We start from the raw sequence: 24861 nt of genomic DNA on the forward strand, positions 1-24861 counted from the left end.
CCCGGGGAACGTGTAACTGTTTGAATCAAATCGTGTCCGGACCGCTAGCTCCGCATTCGCCACAATGTGGCGTCCGTGCTAGAAGCGCCCCGGGGATTTGCGTTGAATCGGGGTTTGCTCAAATGAGTTCCACAGGATCTGCACCGGCAAAGGCCGGCTTGCGCGTCGGCGTCATTGGCGCCGGCGTGATGGGCAGCAACCACGCGCGCGTGCTCGCGGGTCTTCCCGGTGTCAGCCTCGTGGGCGTCGTCGATCCTTCGCCGGCACATCGCACGCGGGCGATGGAGCTTGCCAATTGCGCGAGCTTCGAGACGCTCGACCAGCTGCTGGCCGAAGGGGTCGATGCCGTTACCATTGCGGCGCCGACTCATCTGCATCACGAGGTCTCGCTCGCCTGCATCGCCAAGAACATCCACGTGATGGTCGAGAAGCCGATTGCGTCCACGGTCGCGGAAGGCCGCGAGATCGTCACGGCTGCGCAAAAGGCCGGCGTGACGCTGATGGTCGGCCATGTCGAGCGCTTCAATCCGGCCGTTGCCGCCGTCAAGCAGGCGATCGCGGGCGAGGATATTCTGTCGATCGCGATCACGCGCGTCGGCCCATTCCCGCCGCGCATGTCCAATGTCGGCGTCGTCATCGATCTTGCCGTGCACGACATCGATCTGATCCGCTGGTTCACCGAATCCGACATCGTCGAGGTGCAGCCGCAATTGTCGAGTGCGGTCGCCGAGCGTGAGGACATCGCGCTGCTCCAATTCCGCACCGCCAACGGCGTGCTCGCCCACATCAACACCAACTGGCTGACGCCGTTCAAGGCGCGCAGCGTCACGGTCGCGACCCGCGGCAAATACGTGATGGGCGATCTCCTGACGCGCCAGGTCACTGAATGTTTCGGCTTCAAGCCTGACGGCAGCTATTCGATGCGGCATCTTCCAGTCGGCCATGACGAGCCGCTCCGCGCCGAACTGATCGCGTTCCTCAAGGCCGTGCGCAACGGCGAGACGCCGGCGGTCACCGGTGACGAAGGCGTCGCCAGCCTCGAGATCGCGACGCAGTGCCTGGAAACGCCGTCGCGGCCCGCCGCCAAGTCGTCCGCCCTCAAGGGCCCGCGCCGCGTCGCCGGCTGATCCCATTCCATGTTGACCGATCAAAACCCGCAAGGCGCCATGAACCAGCATCTGCGTTCCGAACCCATTCCCTTCATCGACGTCGCCTCGCAGCGCCGCCGGCTCGGCGACTCGCTCGATGCCGCCGTGAAGCGCGTTCTCGATCATTGTCAGTTCGTCAACGGCCCTGAAGTCGCCGAGCTCGAGAAGCAGCTTGCGGCCTATTGCGGCGCCAAGCACGTCATCGGCTGCGCCAGCGGCACCGATGCGATCCTGATGGTGATGATGGCGAAGAATGTCGGGCCGGGCGACGCCGTGCTGTGTCCGTCCTTCACCTTCATCGCGACGGCTTCGCCCGTGGCCCGGACCGGCGCGACGCCGGTTTATGTCGACGTCGACGAGACCACCTTCAACATGAGCCCGGAATCGCTCAAGCGCGGCATCGCGACCGCCCGCAAGGCCGGCCTCAAGCCGGTCGCGGTGATTCCGGTCGATTTGTTCGGCCAGCCGGTCGATCACGACGCCATCGCGGAGATCGCCAAGGCCGAAGGCCTGTTCGTGCTCGATGACGCTGCGCAGGGTTTTGGCGCGAGCTACAAGGGCCGCAAGCTCGGCACCTTTGGGCTCGCCACTGCGACCAGCTTCTTTCCCGCGAAGCCGCTCGGCTGCTTCGGTGACGGCGGCGCGATCTTCACCGATGACGACGAGCTCGCGGCGACGCTGCGCAGCATCCGCGTGCACGGGCAGGGCGTCGACAAATACGACAACGTCCGCCTCGGCCTGACCGGCCGGCTCGACACCATGCAGGCCGCGATCCTGATCGAGAAGCTGAAGATCTTCGACGATGAGATCGCCGCCCGCAACAAGGTCGCGGAGCGCTACGCGCGCGGTCTCGGTAATGTGGTCACGGTGCCGCGCGTGGCGCCCGGCAATACGTCGGTCTGGGCGCAGTACACGATCCGCCTCCCTGAGGGTACCGACCGCGACGGCTTTGCCGCCGCGCTGAAGGCCCAGGGCGTGCCGACGGCGATCTACTACGGCAAGTCGATGCATCAGCAGACGGCCTACAAGCAGTACCCGGTCGCCGAGGGCGGCCTGCCGGGCTGCGAGAGCCTGTCGCAGGACGTCATCAGCCTGCCGATGCATGCCTATTTGACCGAAGCCGATCAGGAGCGAATCATCGCGGCCGTGCGCGGCGCGCTTTCAGCCTGATTTCCCCGTTTTGCTGCGCGAGCTCTTCCTTTAGAAGGGAACGATGCTCGGACGTATCTTCACGGTTGGTGGCTACACGCTGCTCTCGCGGCTGACGGGATTTGCCCGCGACATCATGCTTGCGGCGATTCTCGGCGCCGGCCCCGTGGCCGACGCCTTTTTCGTGGCGCTGCGGCTGCCCAACCATTTCCGTGCGATCTTCGCCGAGGGCGCCTTCAACGCCGCCTGGGTGCCGGCCTATGCGCACGTGCACGGTGAGCGCGGGGAGGGGGCGGCAAGATTGTTCGCCGACCGCATCTTCACGCTGCTGCTGGCCTCGCAGGTGGTGCTGCTGATCGTCGCCTGGGTGTTCATGCCGCAGGCCATGAGCATTTTGGCGCCCGGCTTTTCCGAGGACGCCGAGCAGCGCAAGCTCGCGATCGAGCTGACCCGGATCACCTTTCCCTATCTACTGCTGATCACGCTGGTGACGCTCTATGGCGGCATGCTCAACGTGATGCAGCGCTTTGCGAGCGCCGCAGCCGCGTCGATCTTCCTCAACATCTCGATGATGATGACGCTGGCGCTCGCCGCATGGTTTCCCGGCGCGGGCCACGCTGCCGCCTGGGGTGTCCTGATCTCGGGTTTTTTGCAGTATTTCCTGCTCGCCGGCGATCTCGCCCGCCATGGCGGCCTGCCGCGCTTTGCGCCGCTCAAGCTCGACGAAGACGTCCGCGCATTCTTTAAAGCACTCGGGCCGGCGACGCTGGGCTCGATGGGCACGCAGCTCGCGCTGTTTGCCGACACTATCATCGCGACTTTCCTGCCGGCGGGCGCGCTGTCGGCGCTGTATTACGCCGACCGTCTCAACCAGCTCCCGATCGGCGTGATCGGCATTGCCATCGGCACGGTGCTGCTGCCGGAGATGTCGCGGCGGATCACGGCCAACGACCAAGACGGTGCGATGAAGGCGCAGCGCCGCGCGTTCGATTTCACGCTGCTGTTCTCGGTGCCGTTCGTGGCCGCCTTCCTCACCGTGCCCGACGCGATCATGCGCGCGCTGTTCGCCCGTGGTGCGTTCTCGAAAGCCGATGCCGCCGCTGCCGGCGCCACGCTCGCGGCCTATGCCATCGGCCTGATCCCCTTCGTACTGATCCGCAGCGCGGTCGCGACCTTCTACGCGCGCAAGGACACGGCGACGCCGGTGCGGGCGTCGCTGACCGGCATCGCGGTCAACGTCGCCTTGAAAATTGCCTTGATGGGATCGCTGGCCCAGATCGGGCTTGCGCTGGCCACTGCCGTCGGCGTCTGGACCAACCTGCTACTGGTGCTGTTCTTCGCGGTGCGGCGAGGCTTTCTCGTGCCGGACCGCGCCTGGCTGTTGTCGCTCGCCAAATTCCTGCTGACCGGGCTCATCCTGGCCGCCGCCTTCTGGCTCATCGCGCGCTTCGGCTGTCCTTCGTTGGGCTCGATGCACTTCCGGGACGAATTGACGCTGCTTCTGCTGGCCGTCGGAGGTACGATCGTCTATGCGCTCGCCATCCTTGCGCTGTTCGGGCGCCGCTGGCTGGTCTCACTGGTGCGGGGTTAACTTTTTCATATTTTCAACGCATTGACGGCTCGAGCTTGTCGGCACGGGCCAGTCTCGATCGTCCTTGGATGGACACATCTCGGAAGTGCGGCGGATGGACCCTGCACACGTGACGTGATGCCGTCACCTCGAGCCGGCAAAATTCGAACCAGGAGCACTGTTTATGAGGATCACCGTCGAAACCAACGTAGCAGCCCCTATCGATCAGGTCTGGCGCGCTTATACGACGCCTGCCGACATCATGAAGTGGAACGCCGCGTCCGACGACTGGCATACGACCAAGGCGACCGTCGACCTGCGAGAAGGCGGTGTCTTCTCATCGCGCATGGAGGCCAAGGACGGCAGCATGGGCTTTGACTTCGCCGGTACCTACACGAAAATCGTCGAGCACAAGCGTATCGAATACGCGTTCGGCGAGCGAAATGCCGAAGTCGAGTTTGTGCCCGGCCCGAAGGGCATTCTGGTTCGCGTGGTCTTCGATGGCGAATCGACGCACTCGGTCGAGCAGCAGCAAGGCGGTTGGCAGGCAATCCTCGACAACTTCGCACGATACGTGGAAGCGAAGCAGACGAAGTCCTGAGGCGTGTGTAGGGGCAAGAAAGCGCCAGAGTAAGGGGCTCGCTTCCAGGGTGCAACCGACCTCCACACATCTCTTGATTTTGCGCGATTGCTATGGTAATCGCAGCGCATGATCAAATCAGTGCGCAAACTCAACCGCAACCACATGACCCGCTTCGGCCGGGCCGTGGAAGGAGTCGCGCGCTAGAAATTCGACGACGACATCTTTTCACCAGGCCCCGCCGGCATCGGACGGGGCCTTTTGTTTGGCCACGCTTCCCTGCCGGCACAACAGCAGGAGCGTCCCATGCCACCCCAACAGACGATCATGACATCCGAGCCGGAGAGGCTCCCCCTCGAGCTTGCCTCGACGTGGAGCATCCCAGGCTTGCTCGCGCGATACTGGCGTGCGCTCCAGGACTGGCGCTGGCGGCAGGGCCCACAAATCGCCTTGCGGGACCTGAGTGACCGGGAGCTGATGGATATCGGCCTGACGCGCGGCGAGATCGACTACATCTCGCCGGAACGGGCTATCGATAGGCTGAGGGATCACGCCAGAGATCTATGGAGCCGCGGGGGGATGTAAATGATGAGCCATCCGAAGCGGAGATGCGCTTTGCGAGCAAGCAGCCGTCAGCACGGCTGCTTGTTCTCAGGCGTGCACTGCAGGCGGGTTCGGCAACTATCATGCCATCAAGCGGACCGTTCCTCACGGCGAAATGACCGAGTTGCGGCGCTCCCGTTCCATCCTGCTCTGACAGGTGAGGGCGCTGGACGGTTTTCGCATGGCTAAACCCGTTTGCCTTGCCAGTTTTTCCACGGCAATATGCCGGCAAAACAACCATGAGAAACGGGACGAGAAAAATGGCGGCTCCCATCAAGTTTGGCGTTGGCCAAAGCGTGTTGCGCAAGGAGGATGACGCGCTCATCCGCGGCAAGGGCCGCTATACCGACGATTATGCGCCGCAGGCCGTGCTTCACGCCCTGATGCTGCGCTCGCCGCATGCGCATGCCAAATACACCATCGATGCGAGCCGCGCCCGCACCCTTCCCGGCGTCGCGCTGATCCTGACCGCCGATGACGTCAAGGATCTCGGCAATCTGCCCTGCCTGTTCAATCTCGAGACCGATCCCTTCACCGGGCCGCCTTACCCGATCCTCGCCAAGGACGAAGTGCGCCATGTCGGCGATTCCATCGCCTTCGTGGTCGCCGAGACCATCGACCAGGCCCGCGACGCGATCGAGGCGATCGAGGTCAAATGGAGCCCGCTGCCGGCGGTGACCGGTGTCGTCAATGCCGTGAAGAAGGGCGCGCCGCAGGTCTGGCCGGACAAGCCCGGCAACGTGCTGTTCGACGTCTCGATCGGTGACAAGAAAGCGACCGAAGCTGCCTTTGCCAAAGCGCATGCGGTGGCCGAGATCTCGATCGTCAATCCGCGCGTGGTCGCGAACTTCATGGAGACGCGCGCGGCGGTGTGCGAATACGACGCCAAGCGCGACCATCTGACGCTGACGGTCGGCAGCCAGGGCAGCCATCGCCTGCGCGATATCCTCTGCCAGAACGTGCTCAACATTCCGACCGACAAGATGCGGGTGATCTGCCCCGACGTCGGCGGCGGCTTCGGCACGAAGCTGTTTCCCTATCGGGAATACGCCCTGTTGGCAGTCGCCGCGCGAAAGCTGAAGAAGGCGGTGAAATGGGCCGCCGACCGTACCGAGCATTTCATGGGCGACGCGCAGGGCCGCGACAACGTCACCACCGCGAAGATGGCGCTGGCCGAGGACGGCAAGTTCCTGGCGATGGATTGCGACCTGATGGGCGACATGGGCGCGTATCTGTCGACCTTCGGGCCCTATATCCCGCATGGCGGCGCCGGCATGCTGCCGGGCCTCTACGACATCCAGGCGTTCCACTGCCGGGTGCGCACCATCTTCACCAACAGCGTGCCGGTCGATGCCTATCGCGGCGCCGGGCGGCCCGAGGCTGCTTACGTCATCGAACGTCTCGTGGACGCCTGCGCGCGAAAGCTCGACATGACGGTGGATGCCATCCGCCGCAAGAATTTCATCCAGCCGAAGGCGCTGCCCTACAAGACCGCGACCGGCAAAGTCTACGATTCCGGCGACTTCGCCGCGCATCTGAAGCGCGCGATGGAGATCGCCGATTGGAAGGAGTTTGGCAAGCGCGCCAAGGCGGCCAAGAAGAACGGCCTGATCCGCGGCATCGGACTTGCGAGCTATGTCGAGGTCTGCGGCACCATGGGCGAGGAGACCGCCAATGTGCGGATGGACCCCAATGGCGATATCACGGTCCTGATCGGCACCCAGTCGAGCGGGCAGGGCCACCAGACCGCCTATGCGCAGATCGTTGCCGAGCAGTTCGGCGTGGCGCCCGAGCGCGTGCACGTCCACCAGGGCGACACCGACATGATCGCCACGGGCCTCGGCACCGGCGGCTCGGCTTCGATCCCGTCGGGCGGTGTCAGCGTCGAGCGCGCGACCCGCGAGCTCGGGCAGAAGCTGAAGGAAATCGCGGCCCAGGCGCTGGAAGCCAGCGCCGGCGACCTCGAGATCACCGACGGCATCGTGCGCATCGCCGGCACCGACCGCTCGATCTCGTTCACTGATCTCGCCAAGCGGCCCGGCGCGGATCCCTCGAAGCTGAACGCGAGCGCGACCTTCGCCAGCGCCGACGGCACCTATCCCAACGGCACCCATGTCGCCGAGGTCGAGATCGATCCGGCCACCGGCATCATCAAAATCGTTAACTACGTGATCGTCGACGATTTCGGCATGACGCTCAATCCGCTGCTGCTGGCCGGCCAGGTCCATGGCGGCGCCATGCAGGGCATCGGCCAGGCGTTGATGGAGCAGGTGGTCTATGGCGCGGGCGATGGCCAGCTCGTCACCGCGACCTTCATGGACTACGCGCTGCCGCGCGCGGCGGACGGGCCGGCCTTCGTGTTCGAGACCGCCAACGTTCCCTGCAAGACCAATCCGCTGGGGGTGAAGGGCGCGGGCGAGGCCGGTGCGATCGGGTCCTGCCCGGCGGTCGTCAACGCCATCGTCGACGGGCTCTGGCGCGAATACAAGATCGACCACATCGACATGCCGGCGACCCCGGAACGGGTGTGGATCGCCATCAACGAGCACCATCGCCGTCACAGCCTGTGACAATCTTCCACGGGAATGAAATCTGCCGAGCGGTGTTGGCCCATTGAGGGGTCAGCACGATCCTGCATCAAGGAAAGGGATTTTGCGAATGAAGCGAGTGTTGGTGGTTGGGGGCGCGCTCCTGCTCGGTATGGGCGCGGTTTGGGCACAACAGGATTCCGTCAAGGAAGTGCAGACTCTCATGAAGGGCAACGGCAAGAACGCCGGCGCAGTGGCGGCCATGGTCAAGGGCGAGAAGCCCTATGATCAGGCCACTGTGGACAGCGCGCTGGCGCAGTTCGAGGACACCGCCAAGAAGCTGCCGCACCTGTTTCCGGCGAGCGCAAAGGGTATGAAGCCCGAGGGCGACTACAGCGCCTCGCCGAAGATCTGGGAGGACAAGGCCGGGTTCGATGCGAAGGTCGCGAGCTTCGCCAAGGTCGTCGGCGAGGCCAAGGGCAAGATCAAGGATCTCGACTCGCTCAAGGCGAATTTCCCCGCGGTCGGCAAGGAATGCGGCGGCTGCCACGAGACGTTTCGTGTGAAGAACGGTTGACGGAAGAAAAAGATTCGTAGCCCGGATTGCGCTTCGCTCCATCCGGGCTACTGGGAATCGGGAAAAAGCGGTTGCGAAAGCAGCCGCTTTTTTCATGTCGGCGCGCAGCGCTGCTGGAAATTCTATCCGCAAGGCCTGACGGATCGCTACCGGAGCAGCTATCTTTGCTCCAGCCGCCGCGGCATTGGCGTGAGCTTTTGACGCTGACGCATCTCGCTCCTGACTGCGTCACGACATCAGGAGTTCCAACCCGCGGCGAGCGCCTCAATCAGCAACAGCGAGACAAGCCATGGTAAAACCGTTCCCGTCTAAGACGCACATCGGCAACCATATGCTGCATCCGGAAACGCTGATGCTGACCTATGGCTATGATCCGCAATTGTCGGAAGGCGCCGTCAAGCCGCCGGTGTTCCTGACCTCGACCTTCGTGTTCAAGACGGCCGAGGACGGGCAGGACTTCTTCGATTTCGTCTCCGGCCGGCGCGAGCCGCCGGAAGGAATGGGCGCGGGCCTGGTCTATTCGCGCTTCAATCACCCCAACAGCGAAATCGTCGAGGACAGGCTCGCGATCTACGAGCGCACCGAGAGCTGCGCGCTGTTCTCATCCGGCATGGCGGCCATCGCGACCACGATCCTGGCGTTCGTCCGCCCCGGCGACGTCATTCTGCACTCCCAGCCGCTTTACGGCGGCACGGAAACGCTGCTGACGAATACGCTTGCGCGTCTGTCGATCGGCGCCGTCGGCTTCGCCGATGGCGTCGATGAAGCCGTGGTCAGCCAAGCCGCGGAGGAGGCCATGCGCAAGGGCCGGATTTCGATGATCCTGATCGAGACCCCGGCCAACCCGACCAACGGGCTGGTCGACATCGCGATGATGCGGCGTGTCGCTGAGAGCATCGGAAAGACCCAAGGACACGTTCCGATCATCGCCTGCGACAATACGCTGCTCGGGCCGGTGTTTCAGCGACCGATCGAGCACGGCGCCGATATTTCCCTGTACTCGCTCACGAAATATGTCGGCGGTCATTCAGATCTGATCGCGGGCGCCGCGCTCGGCGCGAAGGCGGTGGTGAAAGGCATCAAGGCGCTGCGGGGCGCCATCGGCACCCAGCTCGATCCGCATTCCTGCTGGATGATCAACCGCTCGCTCGAGACGCTGAGCCTGCGCATGGAAAAGGCGGATGCGAATGCGCGCCTCGTGGCGGACTATCTGCGCGATCATCCCAAAGTGGCCAAGGTGCACTATCTCGGTCATCACGACGCGGCGTCGCCGGACGGACTTGTGTTTGCGCGGCAATGCTCGGGGGCAGGGTCCACGTTCTCGTTCGACATCGTCGGGGGCAAGGCCGCCGCCATGAAATTCCTCAACGCGCTGCAAATCCTCAAGCTGGCGGTGAGCCTTGGTGGAACGGAGTCGCTTGCGAGCCTGCCTGCCACCATGACCCACTCCGGCGTCCCCGCCGACATCCGCCGGAAGATCGGCGTGCTCGATTCCACGATCCGGCTGTCGATCGGCATCGAGCACCCGTCGGATTTGATCGCCGACCTCGCGCAGGCGCTGAACGCAGCCGAACCTGAGGTGTGACGCCTGCGCCAGCGCTACGCGGAATCGAAAAGGGCGGTTGCGCAAGCAGCCGCCCCTTTTGTTGGTCTGTGCGAAGCTTACTTCGTCACCTGACCACGGATCTCGCCCCCCGGATTGGCCGCGGTGTGGATGTTGACGTAGAGTTTGCCGCCGAGCAGATCGGCGGCCTGCGCGTCGGTCAGCGTCGCCGAGCCCTCGGCCGGGCTGGTCGCAGCGCCTGGGATCGGGATCGCAACGCCGGCGTTCTTGCCGGGCTCGGCAGGTCCGTGGAAATGCGCGGCGGTGGCAGGGCCGGACAGGCCGGAATAGGTGACCTTCCAGGACAGCTTCTTGCTGGCGGCGTCGTAATCCAGATCGGCCGTTCCGGTGCCGCTGCTGGTCGTTGCGGGGACCTCCGACTTGGCGTCGAGCGTTGCTTTCAGCTTTTCCGCGCTGGCCGAACCCGCAAAAGCAACGGCGCCAAGCACTGACATGGCGATGACGATCTTGTTCATGATTTTTCTCCCTGCTGAACCCGTTTGGGCTGCCAAACTTCCAACAGCCGGCATTGCAGTTTATTCCCGTTTCAGGCCGCGGTGGGCTAAATTCTTCGTGGCTGGAGCCGCGAGGACATCGGTCATAAGCTTCGCCGCGATGACGAAAGGACCGCATGTTGCGACGAACAATCTCCGTGGCGCTGCTCGCCGCACTCGCCACAGCCGGCGTCTATTGGTGGCTCAGCGCGCCGGTGGGGGCGGCCGTCGGCACCGCGCCTGCCCGCGTCCCTGATCTTGCCAATGGCCAGGTGATGTTCAACGCCGGCGGCTGCGCCTCATGCCATGCCGTCCCCGACCAGCCCGATCGTCTCAGGCTCGGCGGCGGCGTCGCGATCAAGTCGCCGTTCGGAACGTTCTACGCGCCGAACATCTCGTCCGATCCGACCGATGGCATCGGCAAATGGAACGATGCCGAATTCGTCAATGCGGTGATGCACGGGGTCTCGCCGGACGGAGGGCATTATTTTCCGGCCTTTCCCTATACGTCCTATCAGCACGCCAGGCGCGAGGACGTGCTCGATCTCTTTGCGTACCTGAAAACGCTGCCGGCCGTCGCAGGCAAGGTGCGCGACCACGATGTGCGCTTTCCGTTCAACATCCGGCGTAACGTCGGCATTTGGAAATTCTTATTTCTGGACGACAAGCCCTTCGTCCCCGACAGCGCGAAGTCACCGCAGTGGAATCGCGGCGCCTATCTCGTCAACAGTTTTGGCCATTGCGCGGAATGCCACAGCCCGCGCAACGCGCTTGGCGGCATCACCGCCGCACAACGCTTCGCTGGAGGCCCCAATCCGGAAGGCGAGGGATGGGTGCCCAACATCACCCAGAAGGGCCTTGGCGAGTGGAGCGCGAAGGATATTGCCTATTTCCTGAAGACCGGCGAATTGCCCGACGGCGACAGCGTCGGCGGCGCGATGACGCGGGTGATCAAGAACACCTCGCAACTGCCGGACGACGATCTCGCGGCGATGGCGGACTATCTCAAATCGCTGCCGCCGGTGGACGGTCCGCCGCGTCCCAAGCGCAAGGAGGGCGGCACCTGATCGGGCCTGCCCTTTTTCGGACGGTCAACTCGCGCCAAACGCCTTGAAGGTGATGATGGTGAGGGTGTCCTGGATGCCGGGCAGCACCTGCACCTTCTCGTTGACGAAGTGGCCGATATCGGTGTCGTTGTCGACGTAAAACTTCACCAGCAGGTCGTATTGCCCGGCCGTGGAATAGATCTCGGAGGCGATCTCGGCTTCGGCAAGCGCATTGGCGACCACATAGGATTGGCCGAGCTTGCATTTGATCTGGACGAAAAAGGGAACCATCGCGGTCACTCCGAAAGCATATCTGACGGCTAATAGGCCAAACCCGGCCGGATTTAGCAAGCGAACTTGCTGGGCTGGGAGAGGCGCGCTAGGACGGGCCATGGCTTCGAAAACGCTGAAGAGCGCCCCATGACGACACCCGTAGCGCTGACCATTGCCGGCTCCGATTCGAGCGGCGGCGCCGGCATCCAGGCCGACCTGAAGACCTTTGCCGCGCTCGGCGTTTTTGGCGCTTCTGCCATCACGGCGCTGACGGCGCAGAACACCCGCGGCGTCACCGGCATTCACGCCGTGCCCGCCGAATTCGTCACCGCGCAGATCGACGCGGTGTTTTCCGATCTCGAGGTCGGCGCGGTCAAGATCGGCATGGTGGCGCAAGCCGCCAGCATCGATGCGATCGCGGCCGCGCTGTCGCGCTGGGCGCCCGAGCGTATCGTGCTCGATCCCGTGATGGTGGCGACGTCGGGCGATCGCCTGCTCGCGTCCGATGCCGTCGATGCTCTGCGCAGCAAGCTGATGCCGCTGGCCTCGGTGATCACACCCAATCTGCCCGAGGCCGCGGCTCTGCTCGACGAGCCGGTCGCGGCCAGCGAGGCCGAGATCGAAAGCCAGGGGCGCCGGCTGCTGGCGCTCGGCTGTCGTGCGGTCCTGATCAAGGGCGGCCACGGCGAGGGCGCCGAGAGTATCGATTATCTCGTCGATGCCAGCACCACGATCGCGCTCGCCGCGCCGCGCGTTGCCACAAGCAACACCCATGGCACCGGCTGCTCGCTGTCCTCGGCGGTCGCCGCAGGGCTCGCCAGAGGCGAGGATCTCGAGCGCGCCGTGCGCAACGCCAAGACCTGGATCAGCGCGGCGATCGCCGCCGCCGACCGCTTCAGCGTCGGCCACGGACACGGCCCGATCCATCATTTCCATAAATTTTACTGACCGCCGGTCGCGAGCGCGCCACCGCTAGTCCCTCCCGCCATGCAGCTCCGGGTTCTTGCGGAGGGCGCTGCGACGCCATGTCGCCTGATTGTCGCATGCGACTGATATTCGCGGGTGGGCGAGGCAAGCGCGATTCGTATCCTAAGGTGCCTCAAAGGTTCAATTGGTCATCCCCCTGTCACGGGACATTGTTACAGGCTGGCGCATGGGAAGTTACGATGTGAGTGACGAGAGCCCGGAGCGGCGCTTTCGCACGTTGTTCATCTCCGACGTTCATCTCGGAGCCCGCGGTTCTCAAGCCGATCTTCTGCTCGATTTCCTGCGTTTCCATGATGCCGACACGATCTATCTCGTCGGCGATATCGTCGACGGCTGGGCGCTGAAATCGAGCTGGCATTGGCCGCAATCGCATAACGACCTCGTCCAGAAGCTTTTGCGCAAGGCGCGCAAGGGCGCCAAGGTCATCTACATCCCCGGCAATCACGACGAGTTCCTGCGCAACTATTACGGCACGCATTTCGGCGGCATCGACGTGGTCGAGAACACCGTCCACACCGGCGCGGACGGCAAGCGCTATCTCGTCATCCACGGCGACATCTTCGACCTCGTGGTGCAGAACGCACGCTGGCTCGCCCATCTCGGCGACAAGGCCTACGACTTCGCGATCCAGCTCAATCGCTTCGTCAACTTCTTTAGGCGCATGTTCAAGGTGCCCTATTGGTCGCTGTCGCAATGGGCCAAGCAGAAGGTCAAGAACGCGGTCAACTATATCGGCGCGTTCGAGCAGGCGCTCGCCGCCGAAGCGCGGCGCCACGACGCCGACGGCGTGATCTGCGGCCACATCCACTACGCGGTGATCCGCGACGAGGGCGGCATCCGCTACATGAATTGCGGCGACTGGGTCGAGAGCTGCACGGCACTGGTCGAGCACGACGAGGGCCATTTCGAGATCATCACCTGGGCGAACCAGGCCGAGAAGCCGGCACAGGTCCCGCAGATCGCAGCCAAAGCCGCATGACAAGGGCAGCCTGATGCGCATCCTGGTCGCGACCGACGCCTGGCACCCGCAAGTCAACGGTGTGGTTCGGACGCTGACCAAGCTTGCCGACGCCGCCAAAAGTCTCGACGTCGAATTCTCGTTCCTGACGCCGCAATGGTTCCGCACCTTTGCGATGCCGAGCTATCGGGACGTGCGGGTGGCCATGCCGCGCCCGGGCAGAATCGCGAAGCTGATCGAAGAGGCGCGCCCGGACAGCATCCACATCGCGACGGAGGGGCCGATCGGCCTGATGGTCCGCCGCTATTGCCGGCAGCGCAAGCTGCCCTTCACGACCAGCTTCCACACCCGCTTTCCCGAATATGTCCGCGCCCGCGTGCCGGTGCCGGGCTCGCTGATCTGGCGGGCGCTGCGCCGATTTCACAGCCCCAGCCGCGCCGTGATGGCGGCAACGCCGGCGCTCGCCAGCGAGCTGACCGAGCGCGGCTTCCACAATGTCGTGCTGTGGCCTCGCGGCGTCGACACCCATTTGTTCCATCCCCGAGCGATCGATCTCTGCCTGCCGGCGCCGGTGTTCCTCTCGGTCGGCCGCGTCGCGGTGGAGAAGAATCTCGAGGCATTCCTCGACCTCGAGCTGCCCGGCACCAAGGTGATCGTAGGTGACGGCCCGGCGCGTGTCGCGCTGGAGGAGGCCTATCCGGACGCGATCTTCCTCGGCGAAAAGCACGGCGAGGAGCTGGCGGACATCTATGCTGCGGCCGACGTCTTCGTATTTCCGAGCAAGACCGACACGTTCGGCCTGGTCCTGCTCGAAGCGCTGGCGAGCGGCCTGCCGGTCGCGGCCTTCCCGGTGAAGGGCCCCCGCGACGTGATCGGCGATGCGCCGGTTGGCGCGCTCGATCACGATCTGCGCAGCGCCTGCTTTGCCGCGCTCGACATCTCCCGGCAGGACTGCGTGGAATTCGCCGCCAACTACACCTGGGAGGCCTCGGCCCGGGCTTTTATCGACAGCATTTTGGCCGTCGGCGCGGTGCTGCCCGGCCGAAACGGGGCAGAGCCGGCGCGATTCGTCGCCTGAGAGCCCAAAGCCTCGCGCGGAGATGCCTTGCCCGCGCCTCATCCGGCGCGATAACATTCAGGCATGACAGAACAGCTTCTCCCGATCGGCCCTGCCGATATCGACGCCGCAGCACGCGTAATCGCACCCTTCGCCGTCCGCACCCCGCTGTTGTCCTTTCCCGTGCTCAACGAGCGTGTCGGTGCAAAGGTCTATCTCAAGCCGGAGATGCTCCAGCGCACCGGCTCGTTCAAGTTTCGCGGTGCCTTCAACAAGGTCGCCTCGATCCCGCAGGACAAGCGCGCCGGCGGCGTGGTCGCGTTCTCCTCCGGCAACCACGCCCAGGGCGTGGCGGCGGCGGCAAAGATCCTCGACATGCAGGCGACCATCGTGATGCCCGCGGATGCGCCGTTGTCAAAGCGCGAGCGTACCAAATCCTACGGTGCCGAGGTCGTGCTGTACGACCGCGACCGCGACGACCGCGAGGCGATCTCGCGCGGCATCGCCGAGAAGCGCGGCGCGACGCTGGTCAGGCCCTATGACGATCCCTTCGTGATCGCCGGTCAAGGCACCGCCGGCCGCGAGATCGCCGAGGACATGGCGGCGCTCGGTCTCAGCCCCGACATCGTGGTCGCCCCAGCCTCCGGCGGCGGCCTGATCGCCGGCGTTGCAACGGCTGTGAAGGCGCGTTTTCCGCTGGCCGAGATCGTGGTGGCCGAGCCCGACGCGTTCGACGATCACGGCCTGTCGCTGACCGCGGGCCACCGCGAGCCGCACGCACCCGCCGGCCGCACCATCTGCGATGCGCTGATGGCCCTGATCCCCGGCGAGATGACCTTTGCGATCAACAGCAAGCTGCTCGCGCGCGGCGTCACCGCCTCGGACAAGGAAGTCGGCGCGGCCGTCGCGTTTGCCTATCGCGAGCTGAAGCTTGTGGTCGAACCGGGCGGAGCGGTCGGCCTGGCCGCGCTGCTTGCGGGACGACTTGATGTTGCCGGCAAGAACGTCGTCATCGTGCTCTCCGGCGGCAATGTCGACGCCGATTTGTTTGCCGAGCTGGTGGCCTGATAATCAATCTTCTGACATCAAGAAGGGCAGAGCGTCTCCGCTCTGCCCTTTGTCGTGTGTGGCCGACCGCGATCAGTGCATGAAGCCGCGGTGGTTGTTGCCGCCGTTGCCACCCTGGCTCTGGTTCATCGACTGCCGGAAGTTGTTGCTGCCGTTGTTGACGATCCGGTTGGTCTCATTGAACTGCGGGTGGTTGTTGTTCTGCACCTGCACCTTGTTCACGGGGTTGTTGCTGATCTTCGCCCCGTTGTTGATGCGGATCGGGTTGTTCTGCGTCTGAACGTTGACGGGCTTCGTATCGATGGTCGTGCCGCCCTTGCCGACATTGACCGGCATGCTCACGATCTTGCCAGGATTGCCACTGGTTGTGCCGTTGGCAGTACCATTCGGCGTCTTGTTGGTCGCAGGCAGCGTCACGATCTTGCCGATGCCGCCATTGTTGTTGGTGGTGTTGGTCGGCGCAGGCAGGGTCACGATCTTGCCCGGGGTCTGCGACGGCGTGCCGTTCTGCTGGTTGGGCTGGTTGTTGCCCGCGAGCAGGTTGACGATCTGGCCGCCATTGCCGAGCTTGCCGATGCCGTTATTGTCGCCCGACTTCTGCACGATCGGCAAATTGCCGTTCACTTGCGCGCCGCCATTACCCTGCTGCAGCGGCATGTATTTGGGCTGGCCGAGATTGCCGATCTTGAAGGTCGGGGCGATATTCTGCGGCGCCAGGAACTTGGTCGCCTGCATCAAGGGGATCTGCTTCGGCTGCATCTGGAGCTTCAGCGCGACCTGCGCATAGGGCGTGTTGCCGTAGCTGTCGTAGAAGTTCTTGTAGCCGAGCGGCGAGTTCGCGAGCACCGCCTTGTGCCAGGCCTGCGTGAGCAGCAGGTTGTTGAGCAGCCAGCGGACGTGATCGCACAGCGGGTCGTGCGGATACATCGTGATGAATTCCTGATAGTACTCCGGCCGTGCTTCGGACACGACGTAGTCATAGGCTTGGCGCGTCGAGCGGCTCGGCAGATTGGAGGCCATCTGCACCACAGGCGCATTCACCGGTGCGCGGCTGGCGGCAACCGCGGTGTCGCCGAAGAAGGTGAAGTCGGACGTGAGCGACGAGCTCTCCCACGGGATCTGCGCGCCGCTGGTGGTCTGGTTCACTTCGAGGCGCACGCGCTTGAACAGCTGCTCGATCGGCACGTTGGGCTCGCGCGCGACGTTCAGGAAGGCCTGCGTGTAGGGGCTGTGGCCGCCGGTGCCGTCCTGCGCTTCGGCGCCCGGCGCGGTCGAGTAGCCGACGATCGAGCCGTTCGGGGCATCGACGATGGCCAGGCCGCGGCCGGCATCGTTCACGTTCGGGAACGGGTTATTGCGGCAGGCATCGAGGATGACGATGCGCATACGGCTCGGGATCGTCTCCAGCGTCGACATCACGTCGACCAGGCGGACGGAGTTGTTAACGAGTTCGGTCTGGCTCGAGACCTTGGCGTCGACCGGAACGAGGTAGTTCTCGCCGGCGAGTTGCACGCCGTGACCGGCATAGTAGACCATCGCCACCGTGTTCGGACCACGCGCCGACACTTTGGCGGAGAAGTCCTGGACGACGCGGAGCATGTCGTTCTGGGTCAGGTCGGTCGCGGCGACCACTTCGAAGCCGGCGGAGTTCAGGAACTTCGCCATGGACTCCGCGTCGTTGTCCGGATTGGCGAGCTGCGGCGCGTTCTGATAGTTCGAATTGCCGATCACCAGCGCGACACGCTGTTCCGGGCCTTGCAGCGCGGTGGGGGCCGGCTCGACCGGGGCGACTTGCGCGGAAACTGGGCCGCAGGCAAAGCCGAACAGGCTCCCCAGCAGGCTAGCCGTCATCAGGAAAGGTTTTAGGCGGAACATGGCGTGCTCCTTTGGCACTGATCTCGATACGAGATTGGTTGCCGGCAAACTTGGCCGCGTTCGAGTTTCATGTCCGTGATTCCCATCACCATGGTAGGCTGCGTGATCTGAATCACGCTTGGACCTGCCGAGGTGGGCGCCCAATGGGAGGACAGTCCGTCACATGCTGAAATCGATCGATCCGATCCTCACGCCCGACCTGCTTTGGCTGCTGGCTTCCATGGGCCATGGCGACGATCTCGCTTTCGTCGATGCCAATCACCCCTCGGCGCGCATCGCGCAGAGCACGCATTCGCAGCGCTTGATCCAGTTGCCAGGCATGAGCATGGAGACCGCGATTCGCGCCATCATGTCGGTCTATCCGCTCGACGATTTCGATCCCGATCCGGTCCGCGTGATGATGCCGGTCGACGATCCCGACCGCGTCCCCGACGTGCAGCGCGCGGTGCTCGCCGAGATCGAACGCGCCGCCGGCCGGCCCGTCACGCCCGGAAAACTCTCCCGGCCGGATTTTTATCGCGCGGCGGCGGCGAGCTTTGGCGTCGTGCAGGTCGGCGACAGCAGCAGTTACGGATGCTTCCTGATCAGGAAGGGTGTGATCAGCTAGCAGCGCACGATCGAACGATGCGGGACGGCGTCACGCGTGCTCGAATGGTCCGACCTCGCGGATCACCTTGCAGATCTGCAGGAAGCCGCTGGCGTAGAATTCGGCATGTCCTCGCTTCATCGTCTCGACATGTTCGGGATGGGTGCGCCAGGCTTCGAGCGCTTCCTCAGAGGCAAAACGGAACACGGTGAGCTCCTCGCCGTCGTCGGCCTTGAACGACTTGACCGATACAAAGCCGGGAAGACGACTGACGATGTCGTACATGCGCGCGCCGAGCCGGTCGTGCTCGTCGACAGAGGCGCCGTCACGCAATTGCAGATCGCCAATGACAATCACTTCGCCAATCATGTTTCCTTGCCCTTAATCAATAGGATTCCTGCCGCTCGATCTGCTATTCGGTTTCGTGAGGGCTTTGTTACTTGGCACTCGAAATTGAATGGTCATTCCGCAAGCGGCCGTCTATCGTCCATCCATGTCACGCTTTTTATGTCTATCTGTCGCTATCGTCCTATCGCTGCTGCCGGCTGTCGCGCCGGCTGCTTCGATCCAAAAGCGTCCCAAGCAAGCTTGGCATGGTTACGGCTTCCTGCCGGGCTATCGCCAGCCGCTGAGCAACAGCATTCCGCTCTACAAGCAGAAGGAAGCGATGCGGCGGATGTCGCCTAGCGACCGGCGCCATTGGTATATCGATCCGGTCCCCCAATATTACGGCTGGGACGGCGAGTGGCGCTATTTCGGCCGGCCCGGCTTCGGCGGCGGCCGCTACAATGGCGGCAGTTTTGGGCCGTGCTGGACGCGGACGCCGATCGGTGCGGTGTGGAATTGCGGGTGATCGGCTGAGCATCCGTCATTGCGAGCGGAGCGCGCTGCGCTCGCAATGACGTTGAGGAGAGAGTGTTTTCCTCATTCCGCTCTCGTGCGGCGGACGCAGCCTGGCGTCTCTTCGACGGTGCGCTGCAGAGCCGGGGCCATGTGGCGACGGAAGCTGTGGCTCGTGGGTTCCGGATCTGTGCTTCGCTTGTCCGGGACACGAGACGGAGGAGGCCGCATCCCCTTACGAGAAGAACGCGATCTTCTCGGCCTGGGTCATGCGGCGGATTGGCGCCATGGGATCGTTGGCGGCGGCGCGGGGCTTTTGCAGGATGCCGCTGGCGAGGATGGTGGCGCCAAGCGAAGCTTCCGGAACCGGCGACGTCATCGGGAGCGTCGTGGCCTGCGCCGCGCCGAATGTCGCGGATGCTGCCATGACGGGCGCCGGCTGCTCCATCACTTCGGCGGCGGCTTCCGCAATGGCGTTGGTGAGGCGCGCCAGCGATTCCATCGCGATCGGCGCTTCCTCTACGGGCTCCTCCACCACCGCTGCGGCGGCGACTGGCTCGGCTGCGGCCGGCTCCGGTATCTCCGCTGCGATGGGCGCTGCAGCCTCCGCAACCACCGGTTCCGGAACGGTCGCTTCCATCTCGACCGGTTCGATGATCTCGTCGAATTCGGGGTCGGGCGCGGCCATCTCCAGCGCGATGGCCTCGAGGATGGCTTCGTCCTCGGCTTCGGCGGCGGCATCGAGCGAAAATTCGTCCGTCACCTCCGCGAAAGCCTCAGTGGCCGGCTCTTCAAAAGCGATGTCTTCAGGCGCGATCCGGCTCTCGGCGACGGTCTCCGGCTCGAGCGCGGCGTCCGTCGCCTGCTCGGCAACGGAGAAGGCCTCGGAGACGATTCCGGCCGCTTCCACGGCGGCTTCGGGCTCGATCGCCTCTGCGATGTCTTGCGGCGCCTCCGTAAAAGCCACGGGTGCTTCGCTGGCCATCGCCGCGGGCGCGGCCTCCGCCAGCGGAGCTTCCGCAGCGGACGACGGTGCCTCCTGCACCGGAGCCGGCGAGGGGCGCGCGGCCTGCGGTGTTGCGTCAGCGTCGGTTTGGTCGATCCGGTCCTTGAGCAGATCGAATGCGGCCTTGAGGTCGGCGCGGGGGTCGATGGTCGAAACCTGCGCGCAGGCCGCCTCGATCGAGGCGAGCTGCGAATCAATCAGGTCGCAGATTCGGCCGTCGGCACCGATCTCGCGCCAGCGCCAGGAGATCTCCTTGATGATGCGCAGGCCGCGCGGGATCGGTGCGAGGCTCGCCTCGATCGCAGCAGGATCGAACGCCGCGATTGCGATCGTCTCGGCTTCACGAATCGCGTGCCGGATGGCGACCAAGGCTTCGGGGAGGCGGTCCTCGACGACGGGTTGGCGCTGTGCCGCAAGGGCTTCTTCGATTTTCGCGACCGCGTCGAGCACCATGCGGGTATCGGCATTGCGGTTGCGCTTGGCGTATTCGCCGAGGAACCAGCGGCCGCGCGCGGTCTCCATGAAGGCTTCGCGGATCGCGTCGTAATCCTGCTCGTTCGGCTCGGCCGCACGGGCAGACATAGGCGAGAGGGCGAATGCTTCGTTGGCCATGTCAATCTCGTCGCGCAAATCACCGCGCGTTACAGTAACGATCATCACGATATCGACCGAATCGCAATTGGTTTGATGGCACCCGAATCACAAATCCCCATCGCAGCATCTCAGAAGCGGCGATTCGCCGTGAGCCTCGCGCTGTTCTATTCGGCCGTGTTCGCGGTGTCGGGAACGCATCTGCCGTTCTTTCCGGTCTGGCTGAAGGCGATCGGCATCGACGCGGCCTGGATCGGCCTCATCAACGCGCTGCCCGCGATCACGCGCTTCACCACGCTGCCGCAGATCACCGCCTTTGCTGAAAAGAGACATGCGATTCGCGCCGGCATGATGGTGTCGGTGCTGGCGACGGCGATTGGGTTCACGGCGGTCGGCTTGCAGCAGCAGCCGCTGGCGCTGTTCCTGATCTATGCGCTGACCTGCATGATGTGGACGCCGACCATGCCGCTGACCGACGCCTATGCGCTGCGTGGCGTCGCCCGCTACGGGCTCGATTACGGGCCGGTGCGGCTGTGGGGTTCGGCAGCGTTCGCGGCCGGCTCGCTCGCCTGCGGCTATCTCGTAGACCACATCGCGGCGCGCGATCTGATCTGGGTCATCGTCGCCTGGGCCGGGGTTGCGGTCGCCGCCGGCATGCTGCTTCAGCCGCTCGACGACGTTAGGCGACGGACGACAACGGTGCACGCCGGCAAGGCGCTGCTGCGCGATGCCGGCTTCTGGGCCATCATCGTTTCGGCCGCGCTGATCCAGGGCAGTCACGTCGCGTACTATACGTTCTCGGCCATCAACTGGCAGGCCCACGGCCTCGGCGGGCTGACGATCGCGGGCCTCTGGACGTTAGGGGTGATCGCCGAGATCGTCGTGTTCGCGCTGTCGCCGCGCTTCTCGCTGCATCCGTCCTCGCTCATGGCGATCGGGGGCGCGAGCGCGGTCGTGCGCTGGGTCGTCACCGCGTACGATCCGCCGCTCGCGCTGCTCGCGGTCGTGCAACTCGGCCACGGCCTGACCTTCGGGATGACGATCCTCGGCACCATGAGTCTGCTGGTGCAGCGCGTGCCGTCGCATCAGATCGCGCGGGGGCAGGGTTATTACGCGGCGTGCAACGGGCTGCTGGGTGCGACCACCTCGATCGCGTCAGGCGCGATCTACGCTCGCATCGGCGACGGCCTCTATTATGTGATGGCGGCAATGGCCGCTGCCGGCGCGCTTGTGATCTGGTCGGCGCGGCACCGGCTGAAAGCTCATCCCCAGAGCGACGAGTCCGGCGGGTAGACCAGGCTGTCATCATAACGCAGGCCATGATCCCGGTCGCGCGTCAGCAGCAGCGGGCCGTCGAGATCGACGAAGCGCGCCTGCGGCGTCACCAGCATCGCAGGCGCCATCGACAGCGAGGTCGCGACCATGCAGCCGATCATGATCTCGAAGCCGAGCGCCTGCGCGGCATCGGCCATCGCCAGCGCCTCGGTGAGGCCGCCGGTCTTGTCGAGCTTGATGTTCACGGCGTCGTAGCGCTCGCGGAGCGACGCCAGCGAAGTGCGGTCGTGCACGCTCTCGTCGGCGCAAACCACCAGCGGCCGCTTGATCCGCGCCAGCGCGTCGTCTTGGCCCGCGGGCAGCGGCTGCTCGACCAAGGTGACGCCGACGGCCTCGCAGGCCGCAAGATTCTGCTCCAGATTGGCTTCGGTCCAGGCCTCGTTGGCATCCACGATCAGCTCGGATTCGGGTGCGGCGTTGCGCACCGCGGCGATCCGCTCCCCGTCGCCGTCGCCGCCGAGCTTGATCTTGAGCAGCGGCCGGTGCGCCGCCTTGGCAGTCGCCGCCGCCATGGCCTCGGGCGTGTCCAGCGAGATCGTGTAAGCCGTGGTGCGTTCGCCCGGCGCCGGGCGGTCGAGCACGCTCCAGGCCCGCAATCCGGCCGCCTTGGCTTCCAGATCGATCAGGGCACAATCCAGGGCATTGCGGGCCGCCCCGGGCGGCATGGCGGCTTGCAGGGCCGGGCGGGTGAGGCCGCCGGCCACGGCGTCCTGCATGGCCTTGATGGCGGCAAGGGTCGCCTCCGGCGTCTCGCCATAGCGGGGATAGGGCACGCATTCGCCGCGGCCGGTCAGGCCCTTCCGGCGGACCTCGGCCACAACGGTGACGGCCTCGGTCTTGGCGCCCCGGCTGATGGTGAAACTGCCTGCGATGGGAAAGCGCTCGATTCGCGCAGCGAGGGCAGGAACTTTGCTGGAAGTCATTTTGAACTCTGGCGAAATCTGAACCTGCTGGTTACCTCTAGCAACTAAGGTTAACCAGTTGGGGATACCTTCTCCGGGTAAGGGCGCGTGCGCAACCATCTGATTTCAACCGTTTCTCGCGCCCCGGCACGGGAGCGGACATCTTGAACGGCGATCCGAAGCTGGAACGGATTGCGAAGGGCAATGCGCTGGCACTCTGCGCCACCGGAACCTGGACCGCGAGCTTCGCGCCGGTCCTGGAGCGGATGGTGGCTGACGCCGAGAAGCTCGCCGGCGGCCCACAAAGCATCTTCATCGACGTGTCCGAGGTCTCCAAGCTCGACACCTTTGGTGCCTGGCTGATCGAGCGGCTGCGCCGCAGCCTGACGCAGGGCGCCGTCGAGGCGCAGATCGCCGGCCTCTCCGCCAATTATTCCAGCCTTGTGGACGAGGTGCGGCGGGTCAGGGCGACGCCTGTCATCGACAGCAGCACGATCACCATCACCGGCATGCTGGAGCAGATCGGCCGAGCCGTGGCCGGCGTTGCCGGCACGGTCGCAGGCCTGATCGACATGCTCGGCGCGGTGCTCGCGGCGGTCGCGCGCACCCTGATTCATCCGCGCTCGTTCCGCCTGACCTCGACCGTGCATCATCTGGAGCAGGTCTGCTGGCGCGCGGTGCCGATCGTGGTGCTGATCACCTTCCTGATCGGCTGCATCATCGCCCAGCAGGGCATCTTCCATTTCCGCAGGTTCGGCGCCGACCTGTTCGTCGTTGACATGCTCGGCGTGCTGGTGCTCCGCGAGATCGGCGTGCTGCTGGTCGCGATCATGGTCGCGGGCCGCTCGGGCAGCGCCTACACCGCCGAACTCGGCTCGATGAAGATGCGCGAGGAGATCGACGCGCTGCGCACCATGGGTTTCGACCCGATCGAGGTGCTGGTGCTGCCGCGCATGCTCGCGCTCGTTCTCGCGCTGCCGATCCTGGCCTTCCTCGGCGCGATGGCCGCGCTCTATGGCGGCGGCCTCGTCGCCTGGCTCTATGGGGGCGTGCAGCCGGAGGCTTTCCTGCTGCGGCTGCGCGACGCTATCTCGATCGACCATTTCATCGTTGGCATCGTCAAGGCACCTGTCATGGCCGCGGTGATCGGCATCGTCGCCTGCGTCGAGGGGCTCGCGGTGCAGGGCAGCGCGGAATCGCTCGGGCAGCACACGACGTCGTCTGTCGTGAAAGGCATTTTTTTCGTCATTGTCATGGACGGCGTGTTCGCCATCTTCTTCGCCGCGATCGGGATGTGACGATGGCTCCCGAAATTCAGAACCCGATCATTCGCGTCCGAGACATCACCGTGCAGTTCGGCGCGACGCGCGTGCTCGACGGGCTCGACCTCGACGTCAGGCGCGGCGAGATTTTGGGCTTCGTCGGCCCTTCCGGCGCGGGCAAGTCCGTGCTGACACGCACGATCATCGGCCTCGTGCCTAAGGTCGCAGGAAGCATCGAGGTGTTCGGCGTCGACCTGGATGCCTCCAATACGTCGCAGCGTCGCAACGTGGAGCGGCGCTGGGGCGTGCTGTTTCAGCAGGGCGCGCTGTTCTCCTCGCTCACGGTGCGGCAAAACATCCAGTTTCCGATGCGCGAATATCTGCGGGTGTCGCAGCGGCTGATGGACGAGATCACGATCGCCAAGCTCACCATGGTGGGTCTGAAGCCTGAGGTCGCCGATCGCTTTCCCTCGGAACTGTCGGGCGGCATGATCAAGCGCGTGGCGCTGGCGCGCGCGCTGTCGCTCGACCCGGATCTCGTCTTCCTGGACGAGCCGACCTCGGGCCTGGACCCGATCGGCGCCGGCGACTTCGACGAACTGGTCAGGACTCTGCAGCGTACTTTGGGGCTGACCGTTTTCATGGTAACCCACGACCTCGATAGCCTTTACACAGCATGTGACCGCATCGCCGTTTTAGGCAACGGTAAGATCATTGCGGCAGGGTCGATCGCCGACATGCAGGCCTCGCAGCATCCCTGGCTGAGGCAATATTTCCATGGCAAACGCGCTCGCGCGGTGATGGGCTGAGGTGCCGGAGTAGC

Annotated in this window: 24 protein-coding genes; 18 read left to right on the plus strand and 6 right to left on the minus strand. The window is 64.7% G+C overall.

All coding sequences use genetic code 11. The features are described from left to right. Positions 1-122: 122 nt before the first annotated feature. From IVB36_RS17375 to IVB36_RS17410, 8 genes are all read left to right on the plus strand, one after another. Positions 123-1127, plus strand: coding sequence for a Gfo/Idh/MocA family oxidoreductase (locus IVB36_RS17375; RefSeq protein WP_026233387.1), 1005 nt, complete (start codon positions 123-125; stop codon positions 1125-1127). A 39-nt stretch (positions 1128-1166) separates the two neighbouring features. Then, entirely contained in the window at positions 1167-2318 is a 1152-nt protein-coding gene (locus tag IVB36_RS17380; protein WP_247392694.1) for a DegT/DnrJ/EryC1/StrS family aminotransferase, read from the plus strand. Between the two features lie 43 nt (positions 2319-2361). After that, a complete protein-coding gene (gene murJ / locus IVB36_RS17385; RefSeq protein ID WP_247392529.1) occupies positions 2362-3888 on the plus strand; it encodes a murein biosynthesis integral membrane protein MurJ in 1527 nt (508 codons plus the stop codon). Positions 3889-4051: 163 nt separating this feature from the next. Then, positions 4052-4468 (plus strand): SRPBCC family protein, encoded by a 417-nt coding sequence (locus tag IVB36_RS17390; protein ID WP_085348818.1) that lies wholly within the window; start codon positions 4052-4054, stop codon positions 4466-4468. Between the two features lie 285 nt (positions 4469-4753). Continuing rightward, positions 4754-5032 (plus strand): DUF1127 domain-containing protein, encoded by a 279-nt coding sequence (locus tag IVB36_RS17395; protein ID WP_085348852.1) that lies wholly within the window; start codon positions 4754-4756, stop codon positions 5030-5032. Between the two features lie 278 nt (positions 5033-5310). Beyond that, positions 5311-7620, plus strand: a complete 2310-nt coding sequence (locus tag IVB36_RS17400; RefSeq protein WP_247392532.1) for a xanthine dehydrogenase family protein molybdopterin-binding subunit — start codon at positions 5311-5313, stop codon at positions 7618-7620. Between the two features lie 88 nt (positions 7621-7708). Beyond that, positions 7709-8155, plus strand: coding sequence for a cytochrome c (locus IVB36_RS17405; RefSeq protein WP_018457514.1), 447 nt, complete (start codon positions 7709-7711; stop codon positions 8153-8155). Positions 8156-8444: 289 nt separating this feature from the next. Further along, positions 8445-9740, plus strand: coding sequence for a cystathionine gamma-synthase family protein (locus IVB36_RS17410; protein ID WP_085348820.1), 1296 nt, complete (start codon positions 8445-8447; stop codon positions 9738-9740). A 77-nt stretch (positions 9741-9817) separates the two neighbouring features. On the opposite strand, the gene IVB36_RS17415 is transcribed toward IVB36_RS17410, so the two are convergent. Then, positions 9818-10234, minus strand: a complete 417-nt coding sequence (locus IVB36_RS17415) for a CHRD domain-containing protein (RefSeq protein ID WP_007602019.1) — start codon at positions 10232-10234, stop codon at positions 9818-9820. Between the two features lie 155 nt (positions 10235-10389). Between IVB36_RS17415 and IVB36_RS17420 the strand changes: the two genes are divergently transcribed. Further along, entirely contained in the window at positions 10390-11319 is a 930-nt protein-coding gene (locus tag IVB36_RS17420) for a cytochrome c (protein WP_247392534.1), read from the plus strand. 24 nt (positions 11320-11343) lie between these two features. On the opposite strand, the gene IVB36_RS17425 is transcribed toward IVB36_RS17420, so the two are convergent. Next, positions 11344-11589 (minus strand): Lrp/AsnC family transcriptional regulator, encoded by a 246-nt coding sequence (locus IVB36_RS17425; protein ID WP_007602021.1) that lies wholly within the window; start codon positions 11587-11589, stop codon positions 11344-11346. A 129-nt stretch (positions 11590-11718) separates the two neighbouring features. Here IVB36_RS17425 and thiD point away from each other — a divergent pair, with 129 nt between their 5' ends. The 4 genes from thiD to IVB36_RS17445 all read left to right on the plus strand — a co-directional run bounded on the left by thiD (position 11719) and on the right by IVB36_RS17445 (position 15641). Further along, positions 11719-12519 carry a bifunctional hydroxymethylpyrimidine kinase/phosphomethylpyrimidine kinase gene (gene thiD / locus IVB36_RS17430; protein WP_247392536.1) on the plus strand — a complete coding sequence of 267 codons (801 nt, stop codon included), beginning with the start codon at positions 11719-11721 and terminating at the stop codon, positions 12517-12519. Between the two features lie 205 nt (positions 12520-12724). Then, the gene (locus tag IVB36_RS17435) at positions 12725-13537 is read left to right on the plus strand and encodes a UDP-2,3-diacylglucosamine diphosphatase (RefSeq protein ID WP_085348823.1); all 813 of its coding nucleotides are present in this window, start codon (positions 12725-12727) and stop codon (positions 13535-13537) included. A gap of 13 nt (positions 13538-13550) precedes the next feature. After that, the gene (locus IVB36_RS17440; protein WP_247392539.1) at positions 13551-14594 is read left to right on the plus strand and encodes a glycosyltransferase family 1 protein; all 1044 of its coding nucleotides are present in this window, start codon (positions 13551-13553) and stop codon (positions 14592-14594) included. A gap of 63 nt (positions 14595-14657) precedes the next feature. After that, entirely contained in the window at positions 14658-15641 is a 984-nt protein-coding gene (locus tag IVB36_RS17445) for a threonine/serine dehydratase (protein WP_018457523.1), read from the plus strand. A 72-nt stretch (positions 15642-15713) separates the two neighbouring features. Here the strand turns inward: IVB36_RS17445 and IVB36_RS17450 are convergent, their stop codons facing one another. Further along, positions 15714-17516, minus strand: coding sequence for a caspase family protein (locus IVB36_RS17450; protein WP_204511769.1), 1803 nt, complete (start codon positions 17514-17516; stop codon positions 15714-15716). 163 nt (positions 17517-17679) lie between these two features. Between IVB36_RS17450 and IVB36_RS17455 the strand changes: the two genes are divergently transcribed. Continuing rightward, positions 17680-18123 carry an RbsD/FucU domain-containing protein gene (locus IVB36_RS17455; RefSeq protein ID WP_018457525.1) on the plus strand — a complete coding sequence of 148 codons (444 nt, stop codon included), beginning with the start codon at positions 17680-17682 and terminating at the stop codon, positions 18121-18123. A gap of 30 nt (positions 18124-18153) precedes the next feature. Here IVB36_RS17455 and IVB36_RS17460 read toward each other — a convergent pair whose 3' ends face one another. Continuing rightward, positions 18154-18471, minus strand: coding sequence for an antibiotic biosynthesis monooxygenase (locus tag IVB36_RS17460; protein ID WP_007602028.1), 318 nt, complete (start codon positions 18469-18471; stop codon positions 18154-18156). A gap of 124 nt (positions 18472-18595) precedes the next feature. Here IVB36_RS17460 and IVB36_RS17465 point away from each other — a divergent pair, with 124 nt between their 5' ends. Continuing rightward, the gene (locus tag IVB36_RS17465; protein ID WP_039800124.1) at positions 18596-18955 is read left to right on the plus strand and encodes a hypothetical protein; all 360 of its coding nucleotides are present in this window, start codon (positions 18596-18598) and stop codon (positions 18953-18955) included. 222 nt (positions 18956-19177) lie between these two features. Here IVB36_RS17465 and IVB36_RS17470 read toward each other — a convergent pair whose 3' ends face one another. Next, the gene (locus IVB36_RS17470; protein ID WP_162496464.1) at positions 19178-20560 is read right to left on the minus strand and encodes a hypothetical protein; all 1383 of its coding nucleotides are present in this window, start codon (positions 20558-20560) and stop codon (positions 19178-19180) included. A 75-nt stretch (positions 20561-20635) separates the two neighbouring features. On the opposite strand from IVB36_RS17470, the gene IVB36_RS17475 reads away from it, so the two are divergent. Then, complete coding sequence (locus tag IVB36_RS17475) at positions 20636-21832, plus strand: major facilitator superfamily domain-containing protein 6 (protein ID WP_247392541.1); 1197 nt, start codon at positions 20636-20638, stop codon at positions 21830-21832. Here the strand turns inward: IVB36_RS17475 and dgcA are convergent. Continuing rightward, positions 21802-22797 (minus strand): N-acetyl-D-Glu racemase DgcA, encoded by a 996-nt coding sequence (gene dgcA / locus IVB36_RS17480; protein ID WP_247392543.1) that lies wholly within the window; start codon positions 22795-22797, stop codon positions 21802-21804. The genes IVB36_RS17475 and dgcA overlap by 31 nt on opposite strands. Before the next feature lie 143 nt (positions 22798-22940). On the opposite strand from dgcA, the gene IVB36_RS17485 reads away from it, so the two are divergent. Together IVB36_RS17485 and IVB36_RS17490 are read left to right on the plus strand one after the other, a co-directional pair. Further along, positions 22941-24074: an ABC transporter permease gene (locus tag IVB36_RS17485; protein ID WP_085348830.1), complete on the plus strand. Its 1134-nt coding sequence runs from the start codon at positions 22941-22943 to the stop codon at positions 24072-24074. A 2-nt stretch (positions 24075-24076) separates the two neighbouring features. Continuing rightward, positions 24077-24847 (plus strand): ABC transporter ATP-binding protein, encoded by a 771-nt coding sequence (locus tag IVB36_RS17490; protein WP_027518968.1) that lies wholly within the window; start codon positions 24077-24079, stop codon positions 24845-24847. Positions 24848-24861 lie beyond the last annotated feature (14 nt).

Source organism: Bradyrhizobium sp. 35 (assembly GCF_023073215.1).
Taxonomy (GTDB): Bacteria; Pseudomonadota; Alphaproteobacteria; order Rhizobiales; family Xanthobacteraceae; genus Bradyrhizobium; species Bradyrhizobium canariense_D.